Genomic DNA, 16,951 nt, shown 5'->3' with positions numbered 1-16,951 from the left:
ATTAAAACCTAATTAGCCTGAAAGTCAGGCTAATTAATACGTATATTTTAAGTAGGTCGATCTACTTATAGACTAGGTACTAGCTTAATTGCGCCTTCAACAATTTGTATATCAAGCGGTAGCTTGCTTAATAAAACCATTTTAGGATCGTCCATATTTAATGTATAAACAGGATTTACTGCTAAAAAGGCATTAATTACTTCCATTGCTTGGCTATCAAGTGCGCCTAAATTACCGCTAAAACCACCGGCATCTACACTCGAATCAAGTAACTTAATATTACGTAAAAACACCGCATTTTTCTCACTGTCGTAAAATGGGCTGCCTTCAATTTGAAGCTGTAAACGTACTGGGTATTTTAAAGCAAAAGCGTTAATTTCAGCGCTTGAATCTGCGCCAAGCACAACAACATCGCGGTTATCGGGTCCAATATTCACACTTAAGTCGTTTACATCAAACTGAACTGGCAAACCCATTAAGCTTACTTTCTCACTTAACTTTGGTAATTGTTTACTAAGTACAGACTCAACCTCAGAGTTAGTAAATGAATATACTGATATGCCTTGCGTGGTATTACAGGCAGTTAAAAATAACGCTGCAATAATAACTAAAATTCTCATGAGAACCCTTTTATTTATAATGAAGTAATGATGCTTATAAAAAAGCCGCTATTAAAGCGGCTTATTAAAATAGTAACCAGCATATATTAAACTGGTTCTAGGGCGTGTTGACCTTTGTGGATTGAAATTTGTTCAATCTAGGGTCGATTTAATCGCGGCGTGAGGTTTGTAACCTAGCGGGCTAAGTCAAAACCGAGCAACAAAGAGTTAATCGTCCCTAGAAAGAACCCAAAGGGCAGCGCATGTTTGGCATTTATGCTGCGTTATCGCCTATTTATGGGGAATAACCACACTACATAGACTCTGCCTTGCCTAAATACCAAACAGTCTGCTGCAAATTCAACCACGAAAGGTCAACACGCCCTAGTGTATTAAGCTGCAAGTATCGCTTTAAGTCGCATTAGTGTGTCAGGTTCAACTGAACCGCCACTGAGCGCTAGTAACTGTTTTAAATAATAGTTTAAATCAGCATGTTCGCCACGATGCTTGTCATCTAACATGGCTACTTGTTCTGCCATTCTAAGTGACTTATCAGTTGAGCTTACGTTCGCTAGTATTTCCATGCGCGTAATAAGCTGTTCAGTATTTAATGTTGTTTTAAGCGGTGCTTGGTACTGACTTGGTAACGCTTCATTGTTCTCAAGTGCTGTAATTAGTGCATCTAAATTAGCTTGCTCTGATTTGCTTGTAAGCAATGCAAGTTTATCTTCAATGGCCGCTAGTAGCTTAGTCACTTTTGGCGCTAACGATCTAAACTGTGCATACCCTTTCACTTTTGTTTCTAGGTCGTGCAACTGTGCTCTTTGATTTACATCGCTAAGTGCTGCTTCAAGCTCAGCAAGTTCTGAAACGGCTTGCTTATCTGACTCGTTTTGCTCAAGTTTTTGCTGTTCAAACTCACTACTACGCTTAGTAAATGTTTCATCGTTAAATTGACGAAATTTTTGCCATAACGCATTTTCAGCTTTCAAACCTGCAAAACCAATGGTTTGCCATTGTTGCTGCATTTGCTTCAACTCTTGGCATGCAGCGGCTAAATCATCACTTTGTGACAACTGCTCTGCTTTTTCTACTAACTCATTTTTAAGTGCAGCATTACTTTTATGAAATGCATTTAATAAAGCCAGTACTTGCTGTTGCTCATTTTTATAACGATCGTTTAATGTACGGTATGTTTTAGGATCAACTTTACCTACACTGCGCCACGCTTTGTTTAAACGATTGTATTGGCTTTCATATTGCTTCCAATCAAAATCATCCTCAGCAGTAGGCTGTAAATGAAGTGCATGCATATCGCTAATAATACTTTCGCGTTGTGCTTTAGATGCTTCGCGTTGTACTTCTTGCTCTGCGAAGTAACTACGACAAGGTGCAAATAACAGCTCGATTTTTTCATCAAACTGAGTGCCTTGTTGCTTCTCTTCGTCTGTATCTAAACGACCTAACTCATTCCAACGTTTACGTAGTGCTTTTACCTGCTCAGCACGTTGTTGTGGGTCAGTACACTCTTCACTTACTAATGCGCTTACTTCTTCTAATAAAGCTTCACGCTTTGGTGCAGCAGCGTATTTTTGCCAATCTTTAGCGTCTGCAAGTTGCGCTTCAAGCTCTGCTTTTATGTTTACAAGCGGCTGTTGGTATTGTTCAGTAAGGGTATTAAATAATTCTTCAAACCCTTTAAATACGCCAAAAGCAACGTTAAATCGACCTTCTTCAATCAGGCGTTTAACATCACGTGCTTTGCGTTTTGCTTGGCTTTGATTTTTTTCAAGCGGCTTAACGAGTTCATTCATTGGTGCTAAAAATTGCTTTTTATGCGTGTTTAGCTGTGTTTTAAACGTACTTTGCAGTGCGCCATCTAATATATTTAAATGATTACGCGCTGCTTTAAAGCCATTGTTAAACTCAGTTAAAGTAACATCGTACTGCGCTAAGTCTTCTGCTGGTTTAATTTCACACAATGCTGTAAAAGCGAGCTTGTACTCTTTAATGGCAGCGGTTAGCTCAGGTAGCTTAGCAACTTGAGTAAATAACTTTTCTAACTTACTTACAGCAAGTTTTGATTGCGTGTTATTAGCAAGCTCTGTTTCGCTAATAGCGTGCTTAGCTTGCGCTACTTTTGCATCAAGCCAATCTTGTTGAATTTGCTCTGGCGTTTCAAGACCAAGTTGTAAGGCATTTTCAATTTCTTCGCTTAACGCTTCAAGCGTTGCAAGTGCTAGTAATTGGCGCTGTTGTTGCGCTAATTGTTGCTGCTCTTTATCGTGTACCGCTTGTAGCTGTTCAATGTGTGCATTTAACTTAGTGGTAATCGAAGTATATTTTTCATCAAGCAACTTAACACGGTCATCACTTAACCATTTAAGCTCAAGTGCTTGCCACTGAGCCATTAGCTCGCCCGCTTGTGGATTAACAACACCAAAGTCTGTTTTTTCACGCAAAGCATTTAACTTCGCTAAAATAATACGTGTTGCACCCTCTACTTCAAGTGGCTTTTCTATTGCTAGACGTTCATTTTCAATATGCGTTTCAAGTGCTGTTTTTGCGCCACCCTTTGCATGTTTTACTAATGGCTTAATTAATTGATGAGTAATAACAAGTTCAACTAATTGAGTTTGTAGCTCTTCGCTACCTTCTTTAAATGCTTTTTCTACTAGTTTTGGATTTGCTAAACGTTTTAATAATTTAACGCGTACTTGCAGCTCTTTTTCTGCAAACGCTAACTTTTCTAGTGTTTTTACTGGCGCAAAGCGCTCAATATATTCATTTTTAATTTGCGGTGTTAGTGCACTTTCGCTATTTAAAACAGCATTTGATATTTGCAGCTCTGCTATATCTTTTAATGCCTGATCTTGTTTATACGCTTTCCACCAAAGTGGTAAATCGTTTACTTTTTGTAGTGCTTTGCGGCGTATTTCAGCTGAGCTATCTTCAAGTGCTAACGTGTTTAATATGGTTGCATCACGTTCAATGTCTAATTTTTCGATAGCATCAAGACGTACTTGTTGCTTAGGGTGTTTCCACTTCGGTGTAAAAAGGTGCTTAAAGATCATGTTCACTAAACCTAGCTATTTCGTTGTCTGATTTGAATTCTTTTTGTAGTTGAGCTTTTGTCTTTTGGATCATTTCACCATTAGCACCAATCGTAAATTGCTCATTAGATTGAGCCACCTTTGCTTGATACAACATAACCAACTGCACTGTTTGTTGCTTTTGCTCATCTGATAAAACGGTGCCGTCTGGCCATTTGCCAGTAGAAGCACCGTATTGTAAGCGTTCGAATAATTCGGGAGTAATATTTTGTACAAGATTGTCGATATTCATGTCATTTTTTCTTTTTTAGAGTCACTAAAATAATACGGTTTATAATATACCAAATACAACCTACGCCAATTGCGGCAGTATAAGCATACCACTGAAGCGTTTCTTCTTGCGGTTGTAAAAAGTACAAACAGAAAAAACCACCTAAAAATAAGATAAGCGCCAAAAAGGAGTGATTTAGAAACATCTGCTTTTTTTTAATTCGCTGTTCGCGTTGAAGCTGTAAAACTTGCTCGTCGTTTAGCTCTGCAATGTTACTTTCACAATGCGGACATTGTTTATGTTTATCTGAAATTGATTTTGCACATTTTGGGCAACGAATAATCGCCATACTTCTCTCCATACTACGCATAAAAAAAGCGCCTTTCGGCGCCTTTATTGTACTTGTTTTATTTCTCGTTGTCTTTTTTGAATTTAAACCAATAAGTGATTTAGAAACGATAAACATCCAAGTTACTCACTAAGTTTAATTACTCAGCGTCTTTTGACTGTTTTGCTAGGCGTTTTTCCCAAAAAGTGGCATTTTTAATGCCTAATTTAACTGGGTCAAATATGATTTTTCCGCCCTTTTTCTTCTGTTCTTCATAATCACTTAAACATAATAAAGCAGGCTTAGCTACGAAGAAAATAGCTAAAATACCTAATATGTTAATCCAAGCCATTAAGCCAACGCCAATATCACCAATAGTCCAAATATAACCTGAATTGTTGACCATGCCGTATGCAACCATAAACATAATCACAAATTTCACGATAACAAGCGGAATACTGCCTTTAAAATAACGATTTAAGTAAGCAATATTAGTTTCTGCAATAAAGTAATAAGCAAGTATTGTAGTAAAGGCAAAGAAGAATAATGCAATACCCACAAATGCTTGTCCAAAACTGCCAAATACACTAAATAAAGCCATTTGAGTAAAGGCTGCTGAGCCTACTTCAGTGGCTGCATCAACATTTTGTACAATAAACTGTCCTGCTGGTAACTCACCCACAACATTGTATTGCTGCGTTATTAAAATCATCAACGCTGTTGCTGTACACACAAAAATAGTATCAACATAAACAGAAAAGGCTTGTACTAACCCCTGTTGAGCAGGATGATCTACTTCTGCAGCAGCTGCTGCATGGGGCCCAGTACCTTGGCCTGCTTCATTAGAATATATACCACGTTTGACGCCCCAACCAATAGCAGCACCAAAACCGGCCTGCGCGGTAAATGCATCACTAATAATTAAATAAAATATATCGCCCACTTTATCTAAGTTTAAAAATACAACGATTAGTGCCAATACTATGTAACCAAGCGCCATAAATGGCACCACAATTTGCGTAAAGTTAGCAATACGTTTTATACCGCCAAAAATAATAAATGCTAAAACAATAAGGATAATTGCCAATGCGACTAACTTAAAGCTGCCTACGTCACCAAAGCTAGTAGTGACCATATTTCCATCGCCAAATACTTGGGTAAACGCATTACCTACCGCATTTGCTTGTACGCCGGGCAGAAAAACACCACAGGCAATAATTGCCGAAACAGCAAATAACACAGCTAGCCATTTTTGCCCTAAACAACGGTCAAAATAATATGCTGGGCCACCACGATATTGCCCGTTTTCTTCTGTTTTATAAATTTGGCCTAAAGTAGATTCTGCGTATGCGGTACTTGCTCCTAGAAAAGCAACAACCCACATCCAAAAAATAGCACCTGGCCCACCAAAACCGATAGCTGCTGCAACACCTGCGATATTACCAACACCTACTCGTCCAGATAACGATACTGCAAGGGCTTGAAAAGATGAGATACCTTTATCAGACGTGTTAGGACTAAATAATAGCTTACACATTTCTTTAAAATGTCTAACTTGAGCAAATCGAGTTAACACTGAATAAAACAAGCCTGCGCCTAGGCATAAATAGATGAGTGCATTACTCCAAACAACATCATTAACAGCGCTTACAAAAGCTTCCATGGATATCCTCTATAGTTATATTTATTATTTTTAATTACGAGACTCAGCTTTAGCTACTACGCAACATAAGTTTCACGAAATAAGGTTTTACCTTTCCCGTCCCGACTCATTATTTAATTAATCTTAACTTAAGTACCCCAACCTTGTTAACACTTAATTTTCAAAATATCTAATTAAGGAGCTATTGTAAGGCACCACATCAGTTGTATTTAAATGAAAGTAGATTGATTTGTACCGATACGGTGATGATACGCCGCGAAGAAACGTTAAAAACGTTTTGAAATGAAGTTGCTATATGATTATTATTTTTTGTAAAAGGGGTTTTACTAAAAGTAAAAAGGGCATCAAAACTATTGATACCCTTCAAATAAACGTTTTATCTTAAATTATCAACAATATTAACAATAGCCGCTAATGTATCTTGACCAAACTGATATGAACGACGATCTGACCAGCCGTAATCAGGATCTGGTAAATCGTTGTTATCTTTAAATGGCATTTCAATTGTGTACGTTAATGCTTTAAATTCTTCAGCTGTAGCTGATGAGCCTACTGTAAGGTTAGCTTGGCCTGGCTCATCTTTTGGATAGCCATGTTCATCTTGAAACTCTGGAGTAATAGTTAAAAGCGCTGCTTTAAAGCTATCTTCTAGGCCTTTAAGACGAGCATCGTAACTTGGAATACCTTCACTACCTGCAACAAAGTTATACGGGATAGCTTCATCACCGTGTATATCAAGGTGCATATCTAGGCCAGCTTCACGCATTTTATTAAGCACTAAGTAAACTTCAGGGCTATTTTCCATGCTTGGTGTTTGCCATTCACGATTTAAGTTAACGCCTTTAGCGTTAGTACGCAGATGTCCGCGTGCGCTGCCGTCAGGGTTCATATTTGGTACAACGTAAAATACTGCTTTTGACAATAATGCAGCTGCATGTGGGTCTTCGTCATCAAGTAATTTGTGCAATAGCCCTTCTACATACCACTGCGCCATTGTTTCACCTGGATGTTGACGTGCTGTGATCCAGATGTTTTTCTTATCTTCACTTGGCTCACCAATTTTAAGCACACTCATATCGCGGCCATCGAGTGTTTCACCAAGCGTGATTAATTGGCAAGCGCCTTGGCTTTGTGCCCAAGACAATAAATCTAAATGGCGGTCGTAACTGTATGGTGCAAAGTAAGCAAAGTATACGCTGCCGCACTCTGGTTCAATTTCAAAGCTTAATGTGCCATTTTCATAGCTTGATGGTACACGAAACCATGTTTGACGGTCATATGATGCAACGGCTTGATACCCTTTCCAACCATCTGGGTAAGCTGATTTATCAAGCTCATTAATGTTTAACTTATGCAATTGGTAAGGTGTTGTTTCAAGACGAAAGTGAAACCACTGATAAAATTCAGACTGGTGATCTTTATTAATTTCTAATTGAATATTTAAAGGATCGGTGGCTTCAATAACTTTGATATTACCACTGTCGAAATTGCTGCTGATTTTCATGAAAAAACCTTTAGGTTGAATAAGTTTATCTGCTTATTAATTCACAGAACTGACATTATTTTGTAAATAGTAAAACGAATGTGCATTTTCTTAATTAAAGCCTATCACAAGGCATACGCTTTAAAAATAATACACGACCAAAAAAGCCAGCAACATGCTGGCTTTTAAGTCACTGCAAATAAATTAGCGAGGTAAGCTTGGGAATGACACTTCGGCCATATCGCGCATACAACGAACTACTTGGCAGCTATAACCAAACTCATTGTCGTACCATACATATAAAACAATACGGTTATCTTCAACAATCGTTGCTTGTGAATCAACAACACCTGCGTAACGGCTACCTACTAAATCGGTAGATACAATTTCCGTTGATGCGGTGTAATCAATTTGGTCACGTAAGTCTGAATGAAGTGCTGTATCGCGTAAAAATGCGTTTAGCTCTTCAACTGATGTGCTTGTTGCTAAGTTAAGGTTCAAAATAGCTAGCGACACATTAGGTGTAGGTACGCGGATTGCGTTACCTGTTAATTTGCCTTCAAGCTCTGGTAATGCTTTTGAAACCGCTTTTGCAGCCCCTGTCTCAGTAATTACCATGTTAAGTGCTGCGGCACGGCCACGGCGCTCTGCTTTGTGGTAGTTATCAATAAGGTTTTGATCGTTCGTGTACGAGTGTACAGTTTCAACATGGCCATTATTAATACCAAACTTATCGTTTAGTGCTTTAAGCGTTGGTGTAATTGCATTGGTTGTACAGCTTGCTGCACAAACAATTTTATCTTCGGGTAAAATATCTTTGTTATTAACACCATATACGATGTTTTTGATATTACCTTTTGCAGGAGCTGTTAATAATACTTTTGCAGCGCCCTTACACTCTAGATGCTGGCCAAGGCCCGCTTCGTCTTTCCAAATACCGGTGTTATCAACAATTAATGCATTGTCGATACCGTATTGAGTGTAATCAATTTCGCTAGGAGAGTTGGCGTAAATAACCTGAATGTAGCTACCGTTGGCTTTAATTGCGTTACGTTCTTTATCAATAGTGATTGAGCCATTGAATGGACCGTGAATTGAATCACGACGCAGTAAGCTTGCACGCTTTTCAAGATCACCATCTTTACCGCCACGCACAACAATAGCGCGCAAACGTAAATCTGAATATGGACCTGATTTTTCAATTAATAAACGCGCTAGTAAACGACCAATACGACCAAAACCATACAATACAACATCGCGTGGTTCTTTCGCTGGTAAGTCAGCTATTTCTGCAAGTTCATCTTTTACAAATTCTTCTACTGAGCGGCCTTTTGCAGCTTCAGTGAACAAATAACTATATGCAAGCTTACCAATATCAATACGTGCAGAGTTTAATTCCATTTTGCTGATAGCTTCTAAAAATGGGAAGCTTTCACGCAAACGTAATTTAGTGCCTTCAAACTGAGCAACGGTTTTGTGAGATTTGATAATATCTATAGTACTGGCATTTACGAGAGGACGGCCATATACAGCGATTTCAATACCACGATTACGGTAAAGTTTACCAATGATTGGTTGCATGCTTTCTGCGTAATCTTGGCGCTCTTGCCAACTATTTGTGTATTCTAACTCGTGAGATGAGGTCATTTTATTTACCTAAGTTTATCATTTTGAACGGATAGCCTTTAAAAATGCACTATATTTTGAGAGTAATGCACTTCAGGCTGGGCTATTCTAATTTAATCTGAAGTTATTCTCTACTGTTAGGCGTTAAATGATTGCGTTAGAATAACAAGGTAGATATTCATTTGGGGTTAAGGGATGCTTAAAAAAGCAAGTGTACTATTGGGTTTGCTAACGTTGACAGGGTGTGAAGAGCCCTTGACACTCGCACAAGTGTGCAAAGAAACACCTGGCTTTTGTAGCGACTTAAACAAAGACAGTCACTGCAAGGATGAGCGTTCTGATGTAATTATCAAACGTTACATAGAATACAAAGACCCTACTGATGAAAATAAATACCAATTACTCAAAGACTTTGAATCCTATAACCAATGTATAACTGTGGCTGCCAAAATTGAACATATTAAGTTAAAAGCTAAAAAAACGTCACGTATTGACGGTCAATTAACGAGCATTAAAGAAATGACTCGGTTATATCAAGATACCCAGAATACGAACCATCCAGGTTTGCTCTACTACCAATGGTCACGAAATAATAACCAAAACGCACTGACTAAATTATTGGCGATAGAAAATGACAAAAGTGTAACGCAAAGTGCCGAAATGCAATTTTTTTTAGCATCGTACTATATTAAGTTCGACGATGAAAAAACCATCGATTTGCTTTATAAAACTTTAGAACTCAATAAAAAAGACAACGTACCGAATCCTGAAGTGTATACATCACTTATTAGTCTTTTTTATAAACATGATAAATTTAAGCATGCATATATATTTTCTAAAGTAGCGCAAATGTCGGGGATTGAAAATATTGACGTGTTTGAAATTGAGCAGCAATTAATAACGAATGGTAAAAGCTTAGACAGCCTAGATGTACTTGCAGAGCAAACATTTCAGCAAATAATGGCAGGTGATTTTGTATCTCCTCGAGAGTTTTAATTTATAATCGCAAAAATAACCTAATACCAATCTGTTTATATATGGGGTCTATTTAACGTTAAGGAAATTACGCTAGAACTAGGCAAAAATTTTTGTATCTAGTTGTTCTCGGCAATTGCTCCCTGCATTGCTCTACCTCCTGCATCCATGCAGTCGTAAATAAAACGTTTTTAACGACGTTGTAGTGCAATTTAATTCGTTAAATTGATCAAAGATTTATGCAGGTTGGTATAATTTAATAACTAGGTTATTCAGGCAAATAAAAAGGCAGCTTACGCTGCCTTTTTTTATTTTGCTTTGCTTGTGCCCACTTCTACGCGGGTTTTAAGCTTTTGACCTGGTCGAAAAGTCACCACGCGACGTGCCGAAATAGGAATATCTTCGCCTGTTTTCGGGTTGCGGCCTGGTCTTTCTTTTTTGTCTCGAAGATCAAAGTTACCAAATCCAGAGAGCTTAACCTGCTCGCCTTTTTCTAGCGCTGAGCGGATTTCTTCAAAAAACGCTTCAACTAAATCTTTGGCATCTTTTTTATTGATCCCGAGCTTTTCAAATAGGTGTTCAGCTATGTCGGCTTTAGTAAGCGCCATATCTAGTCCCTCAACGATGCATTAAACTGTTCGGCCAATTCGGCCACCACGTTATCAACTACTAGATTGATATCTTTCTCTTCGAGTGTTCTATCAACCGCTTGCAGTGTTAGAGCAATCGCCAAACTCTTATAATTTGGCTCAATACCTTTGCCCTTATACACATCGAATAAGTTTAGGTCAACCAATTGATTTCCGCCAACTTTTTCGATCACGCTTAAAATGTCGCCAGATTTAACGCTGTCTGCCACTAAAATCGCGATGTCGCGGCGATTTGAAGGGAATTTAGACACCCCTTCTGCTTGCGGTAAATTTCTTTTTTCTATTGCTGACATTTCAATTTCAAAAACAAAAGTTGCGTTGTTGATATCTAACGACTTTTGAGCTTGAGGATGTAAAGCACCAAAAAAACCAACCTTTTTGCCATCAACATATATTACAGCTGATTGACCAGGGTGAAGTCCATCTGACTGCTCGGCTTTAATTTCAAAGCGAGTAACGTCATTAGTAATTGCAAGTAAGGCTTCAACATCACCTTTTAGGTCGTAAAAATCAACGTTACGTTTTTCTTCAACCCAATGTTCACCATTTACAAGACCCGTAATAACGCCGCCAATAACCGGTACTTGGTAAACACCATTTTCTGCACTTTCGTCGCTTATAAATTTAAGACCATGTTCGAATAAACGAATACGAGGCTGTTGGCGATTTTGGTTATACGCTACAGACGCTAATAAACCCGGCATTAAACTTACACGCATCGCTGACATTTCAATTGAAATAGGGTGCGGTAATACCATTGCTTTACACTCTGGGTGTAAAATAGCTTGTGCTTTAGGGTCTACAAAGCTATATGTAATTGCTTCTTGGTAACCACGAGTCACTAACGTATTGCGGAACTTGCTAAGCGCAATAGTTGCTTCGTTATGTGTCGTCATTTTAAGTTTTGCAGTTGGTGCAACATTAGGAATGCTGTTGTAGCCGTAAACACGTGCTACTTCTTCAATTAAATCTTCTTCGATGCGAATATCAAAACGGTAGCTTGGTACGTCCGCACTCCAGCTTTCATTTTCTACTTTAACATCAAGACCTAAACGCATAAGAATATCTGTTACTTTAGCATCATCAATATGATGACCAATAACACGGTCTAAACGTGCACGACGAAGACGTACTTCAGTCACTTTTGGTAGTTTGTCAGCCGCAACAGCTTCAACTACTGGGCCTGCTTGACCACCTACAATCTCAAGTAGAAGTGCTGTTGCACGTTCCATTGCATCATGTTGTAGAGCAAAATCAACACCGCGTTCATAACGGTGTGAAGCATCAGTGTGTAAACCGTAGCTACGTGCTTGCCCTGCAATTGCTACAGGATTAAAAAATGCGCTTTCAAGTAATATATCAGATGTTTTATCTGTAACACCTGATTGCTCACCACCAAAAATACCTGCAATTGCAAGTGCTTTGTTATGATCGGCTATCACAAGTGTTGTGTCGTTTAATTTAGCGGTGTTACCGTCTAATAAAACAAGTTCTTCACCTGCGTTTGCACTACGTACTTTAATACCACCTTCAATCGCATTTAAATCAAACGCGTGCATTGGGTGACCAAGTTCAAGTAATACATAGTTAGTAACATCAACTACTGGGTCGATTGAACGTACGCCACTGCGACGTAATTTTTCAACCATCCAAAGTGGTGTTTCTGCATCAAGGTTAATGCCCTTTATCACACGACCAAGGTAACGAGGACATGCATCTTCATTAACTAGCTCAATTGATACTTTGTCATCAATTGTTGGAGTAACAGCTGGAATATCTAATACGTTTACGTCAATACTATTTAAAACGCCTACTTCGCGTGCTAGACCTTTTATACCTAAGCAGTCACCACGGTTTGGTGTTAAATCAACATCTATAATATTATCATCAAGACCTAGGTAGTCACGTAAATCAGTGCCTACTGGTGCATCGCTTGGCAATTCCATAATGCCGTCGCCTTCTTCGCTAATACCTAGCTCAACAAAAGCACATAGCATTCCGTTTGAAGGTTGGCCGCGTAGTTTGGCTTTTTTAATTTTAAAGTCACCAGGCAGTACAGCGCCCACAGTTGCAACAGCAACTTTAATACCTAAACGACAATTTGGTGCACCACACACGATATCAAGTAGCTCATCGCCACCTACGTTAATTTTGGTAACACGCAGTTTATCTGCATCTGGGTGTTGTCCACATTCAACAACTTCACCTACAACTACGCCATTAAATTTGGCAGCAGCAGGCTCAACGCCATCAACTTCTAGACCAGCCATTGAAAGCTGTTCCGAAAGAGCTTGCGTATCAATAGCAGGATTAACCCACTCTCTTAACCACTTTTCACTAAATTTCATTTTATTGTTTCACTCTTAACGGAACTGGTTCAGGAATTTTAAGTCATTTTCGAAAAATGCACGCAAATCGTTTACGCCATAGCGCAACATAGTTAAACGCTCTACACCCATACCAAAAGCAAAGCCGGTGTATTTTTCTGGGTCAATGCCCACAGACTTAAGTACATTTGGATGTACCATGCCGCAGCCTAGTACTTCTAACCACTTACCGTCTTTACCCATAACATCTACTTCAGCCGAAGGTTCTGTAAACGGGAAGAATGAAGGACGGAAACGAATTTCCATATCTTCTTCAAAAAAGTTACGTAAAAAATCATGCAAAATACCTTTTAGCTCAGTAAAGCTAACATCGGTATCAACCATTAAACCTTCAACCTGATGGAACATAGGTGTATGTGTCTGGTCGTAATCGTTACGGTATACACGTCCAGGTGAAATAATGCGCAGTGGTGGCTGCTCAGTTTCCATAGTACGAATTTGCACGCCACTTGTTTGAGTACGTAGTACTAACTTAGGATTGAAATAAAAGGTATCATGATCAGCACGTGCTGGATGGTGCTCTGGAATATTTAGCGCATCAAAGTTATGAAAATCGTCTTCGATTTCTGGACCAGATTTAACTTCAAAACCTAACTCACCGAAAAAGCTTTCTATGCGCTCAATAGTGCGCGTAACTGGGTGTAAACCGCCAGTAGGCATAACACGCCCTGGTAGAGTTACATCTATAGTTTCAGCAGCTAGTTTTTCTTCAAGTGCTTTACTTGCTAGCAACTCACGCTTTTCGTTGATAGCAGCTTGTACATCTTGTTTAGCTTGGTTTATAACTTGGCCTGCTTCTTTACGTTCTTCAGGTGCTATTTTACCTAACGTTTTAAGTAAGCTAGTGATTTCGCCTTTTTTACCAAGGTAATTAACCCTGATATCTTCTAACTGCGCTATTTCACTGGCACTGGCTACCGCCTCAAGTGCTTGCGCTAATATGTTTTCTAAGTTCATTCGATACCTGACCTTTCACAGAAGGTGATTGCTTAAGAGCGTGTTGGCCTTTCAAGATTGCTTTACAACAGTGTGGTTGGTTATTAAATAAGGTTAAGCATTGGACTGTAGTTTCCTACATAAGTGATGCAATAACGCTAAATAAAGACCAAACACATGCAGTTTGAAGTGTTTATCTCGGAGGCTACTTTCTTTGTTGTTCGGGTTTCGCATATAAATACTACGCTAAAGTCCTCACGACGCGATTAAAGCACTCTTAAGTTAAACAAATTCCAATCAGGAAAGGTAAACACGCTCTGATAATAGCTTATGATAACTGAAAGAAGGGTCTAGATTCTAGACCTACTACAGCTTTAACGTTGATTTTATAAAAGGAATAGTTAATTTTCGCTGTGCTGCCATAGATGCATGATCTAATTTGTCGAGTACATCTAATAAAGCACGCATATCACGGCTTAAACGGGTTAGTAAAAAGCGTGCACACTCATCACTTAATTCAAGGCCGCGCATATGAGCGCGCTTAACAAGTGCTTGTGCTTTATCATCATCACTCATAGAACGAATTTGAAAGGTTGTTCCCCACGTTAAGCGAGACTCTAAGTCAGGCAGCGAGATATTAAGCATGCTAGGAAGTAAATCGGCAGTTACTACTAACATTTTTCCGGGTTCGTTAAACCGGTTAAAAAAGTTGAATAGTGCTTTTTCCCATGCATCATTGCCTGCAACTAAATGCACGTCATCAATACATAGAACATCAAGCGCTTCTAAACCGTCTAATACCATAGGTCCAAAGTCAATTACTTCGCGCATAGACAGCAGCATATTAGATAAGCCACGCTCTTGTGCTTTAATGCAGGTTGCATACAAAAGGTGAGACTTACCCGAATCACCTAACCCACATAAATAAGTATACTGAAACTTTTTAGCTAACTTCGAAAAGCTATCTTTTAAATGGTTAACCTCTAACGAATCTTCCCCACCAAAGTACGATGCAAATGTTTCGTCATCCGGCAAGGTAACCGGTAATGCCATTTGCATCGGCTCAGAAGTTAGCATTATGGCGTTATCCATTGATACTCTAAGCTATTTTTATCAACAACATGATAAAAAGCGCGTGGATCCTCATAATCTTTAAATGAGGAGTCTAACCCTAACCCTTTTTTAAGATCGCTTAGGTTACCAGTGTGGTTTAGTTTAAATTCTACAAATTCTGGTGTTTTACGAACAATATTAACTTGCGTAACAACGCTTAAGTTCAATAATCTTTGTTTTGCTAATTCAACATCAACAAAACTTTGCGTGCCTTTTAATGTTAGCGTGGCCGCGGCTTGTTCATAATAAGCATTTGGATCAATAGCGTACTCGCTTGCAAGGCCTCGAGCTAAGGTATCAATCATTTGACTCACTATTTGCTGCTTATCGCCCGTTAATCTATTTGAATCAAATTGATCATCATTAGTAAAACGCCAATCTAAAATCCAATTTTCGCTATCCGCTTCTTTATACATTCTTGCTGTAATACTTCGCTCAGCACTGTATCGTCTAGAGGCCTCTTCTACTGGTTCTGAAAAGTTACCCCATACCTCAGGAATACCTACTAAACGTCTATCTTGTAAATCAAGTAATGGCACAACGACAGGCAGACCACGGCGTCCTGCTTTGTCATAAATTAACTGCTCTAATTGCGGGTAACTTTCTTGTGTTACTAATTCTCTGCGCCAATTGTCTTCAATACCTAACCATATTGCGACTAATGGGCGTTGTACTCCCCATAAAGGTAAGTTTAACTCTTTGATTAGCGCGTTGATCTTTCGAGCTTCAAATTTAACAACGAGTTTCAATTGTCCATTTGCTCTCTCGTCATATTCAAACTTAAGCATATAATCAGAAATATCTTTAGTACGTTGCTGCGCTAATTTATTTTGATCCGCAGTTTCATCACCACTTACTTTCACTAAAACATTGAGCAAAGCTTTACGACTCGCAGCTAATCGAGTGTCTCGTGTTTTGTCATCCACTTTTAAAATATCTTGATATAGATCAGCTACTTCAACTGCCGACACAGAAAAACAAAATAAAATGGATATGGCGCTAATTAATAATCTATACACAGGCTGTTAGTTCTTGGTTTTAAACTGATTTGATCCTAAATCAAAGACAGTAACAAAGCAAAATTAAATTTGTTATCTAAGGAAATGAGAGTAATTAGCTTTTATAGAAAGTAAAAAAGATTAAATATGAATTAAGATAGTTAAATAAGTAGTACGCTATTCACCTACGTTTAACCTTACTACACTTTTCAAAAACGAGAACCTTTCGGGTTTAGTTTCATCATGAAGGTATTTAATGCAATTACTCGATGATGTTATGGCATTGATTGTTCGTTATTGGTTCACATTTTACTTTCTGCAGACGTAAAGAGCCCGAATTTTTAGATGTTGGCTCTCTACAATTTGAAGCTTGTATAATGTCATAGTGCCCACAGCGGTGGAGAGTCATAGTGAAAATGCTGCGCATTCATTGCTGAGCGGAGATTTTTCATGATTTTAGCGTCGGGAGTCGCTGCGCTCGCCCGACCTACGTGATAGGTGTTGATGTAGTGTGTGTTAATTGTGCGCATTTCACTTTTCTGCAGACGTAAAAAAGCCCGAACCGTTAGATCCGGGCTTTCTACAATGTGAAGCTTGTGTAATGTCATAGTGCCCACAGCGGTGGAGAGTCACGTAGTAAATGCTACTGTATTGGCCGACTGAGATATTGAGGGATTTTGTTGTGATTCTAGCGTCGGGAGTCGCTGCGCTCGCCCGCCCTACGTGATGGGTGTTGATGTGAGTGTGTATTAATTGCACGTATTTTACTTTTCTGCAGACGTAAAAAAGCCCGAATCGTTAGATTCGGGCTTTCTACAATTTGAAGCCTGGTAATGTCCTACTTTCACATAGCAAATGCTACACTATCA

General features: G+C 38.8%; 13 protein-coding genes. 1 reads left to right on the top strand and 12 read right to left on the bottom strand.

Annotated elements, in window-relative coordinates:
• Positions 1-65 precede the first annotated feature (65 nt).
• The 7 genes from I6F48_RS11135 to I6F48_RS11105 form a co-directional block, all read right to left on the bottom strand.
• Positions 66-620, bottom strand: coding sequence for a DUF1439 domain-containing protein (locus I6F48_RS11135; protein ID WP_197119431.1), 555 nt, complete (start codon positions 618-620; stop codon positions 66-68).
• A gap of 371 nt (positions 621-991) precedes the next feature.
• Complete coding sequence (locus I6F48_RS11130; RefSeq protein WP_197119430.1) at positions 992-3,673, bottom strand: DUF349 domain-containing protein; 2,682 nt, start codon at positions 3,671-3,673, stop codon at positions 992-994.
• A complete protein-coding gene (locus I6F48_RS11125) occupies positions 3,663-3,944 on the bottom strand; it encodes a YeaC family protein (RefSeq protein WP_007378333.1) in 282 nt (93 codons plus the stop codon). Before I6F48_RS11125 ends, I6F48_RS11130 begins: the two co-directional genes overlap by 11 nt.
• 1 nt (position 3,945) lies before the next feature.
• Positions 3,946-4,272 carry a hypothetical protein gene (locus I6F48_RS11120; RefSeq protein WP_024593065.1) on the bottom strand — a complete coding sequence of 109 codons (327 nt, stop codon included), beginning with the start codon at positions 4,270-4,272 and terminating at the stop codon, positions 3,946-3,948.
• A 139-nt stretch (positions 4,273-4,411) separates the two neighbouring features.
• Complete coding sequence (locus I6F48_RS11115) at positions 4,412-5,914, bottom strand: alanine/glycine:cation symporter family protein (RefSeq protein WP_197119429.1); 1,503 nt, start codon at positions 5,912-5,914, stop codon at positions 4,412-4,414.
• 376 nt (positions 5,915-6,290) lie between these two features.
• Positions 6,291-7,418, bottom strand: a complete 1,128-nt coding sequence (locus I6F48_RS11110) for a M14 family metallopeptidase (protein WP_197119428.1) — start codon at positions 7,416-7,418, stop codon at positions 6,291-6,293.
• A 183-nt stretch (positions 7,419-7,601) separates the two neighbouring features.
• On the bottom strand, positions 7,602-9,044 hold the full coding sequence (locus I6F48_RS11105) for a glyceraldehyde-3-phosphate dehydrogenase (RefSeq protein ID WP_007580346.1): 1,443 nt from the start codon (positions 9,042-9,044) through the stop codon (positions 7,602-7,604).
• A gap of 174 nt (positions 9,045-9,218) precedes the next feature.
• Here I6F48_RS11105 and I6F48_RS11100 point away from each other — a divergent pair, with 174 nt between their 5' ends.
• Positions 9,219-10,019: a DUF2989 domain-containing protein gene (locus I6F48_RS11100; protein WP_024593069.1), complete on the top strand. Its 801-nt coding sequence runs from the start codon at positions 9,219-9,221 to the stop codon at positions 10,017-10,019.
• A gap of 287 nt (positions 10,020-10,306) precedes the next feature.
• Here the strand turns inward: I6F48_RS11100 and ihfA are convergent, their stop codons facing one another.
• From ihfA to I6F48_RS11075, 5 genes are all read right to left on the bottom strand, one after another.
• On the bottom strand, positions 10,307-10,606 hold the full coding sequence (ihfA, locus tag I6F48_RS11095) for an integration host factor subunit alpha (protein ID WP_002960690.1): 300 nt from the start codon (positions 10,604-10,606) through the stop codon (positions 10,307-10,309).
• A 2-nt stretch (positions 10,607-10,608) separates the two neighbouring features.
• Positions 10,609-12,996 carry a phenylalanine--tRNA ligase subunit beta gene (pheT, locus tag I6F48_RS11090; protein WP_024593070.1) on the bottom strand — a complete coding sequence of 796 codons (2,388 nt, stop codon included), beginning with the start codon at positions 12,994-12,996 and terminating at the stop codon, positions 10,609-10,611.
• Between the two features lie 15 nt (positions 12,997-13,011).
• Entirely contained in the window at positions 13,012-13,992 is a 981-nt protein-coding gene (gene pheS / locus I6F48_RS11085) for a phenylalanine--tRNA ligase subunit alpha (protein ID WP_002960692.1), read from the bottom strand.
• 345 nt (positions 13,993-14,337) lie between these two features.
• Positions 14,338-15,048 carry a DnaA regulatory inactivator Hda gene (gene hda, locus I6F48_RS11080; protein ID WP_007580342.1) on the bottom strand — a complete coding sequence of 237 codons (711 nt, stop codon included), beginning with the start codon at positions 15,046-15,048 and terminating at the stop codon, positions 14,338-14,340.
• Positions 15,048-16,103, bottom strand: a complete 1,056-nt coding sequence (locus tag I6F48_RS11075; RefSeq protein WP_197119427.1) for a DUF2066 domain-containing protein — start codon at positions 16,101-16,103, stop codon at positions 15,048-15,050. Before I6F48_RS11075 ends, hda begins: the two co-directional genes overlap by 1 nt.
• Between the last annotated feature and the right edge of the window lie 848 nt (positions 16,104-16,951).

The sequence above is a fragment of the Pseudoalteromonas sp. SWYJ118 genome (genome assembly GCF_015864505.1).
Classification (GTDB): domain Bacteria; phylum Pseudomonadota; class Gammaproteobacteria; order Enterobacterales; family Alteromonadaceae; genus Pseudoalteromonas; species Pseudoalteromonas arctica.
Note: the sequence above shows the minus strand (reverse complement) of the source record. Positions and strands in the feature narration are given on the sequence as shown.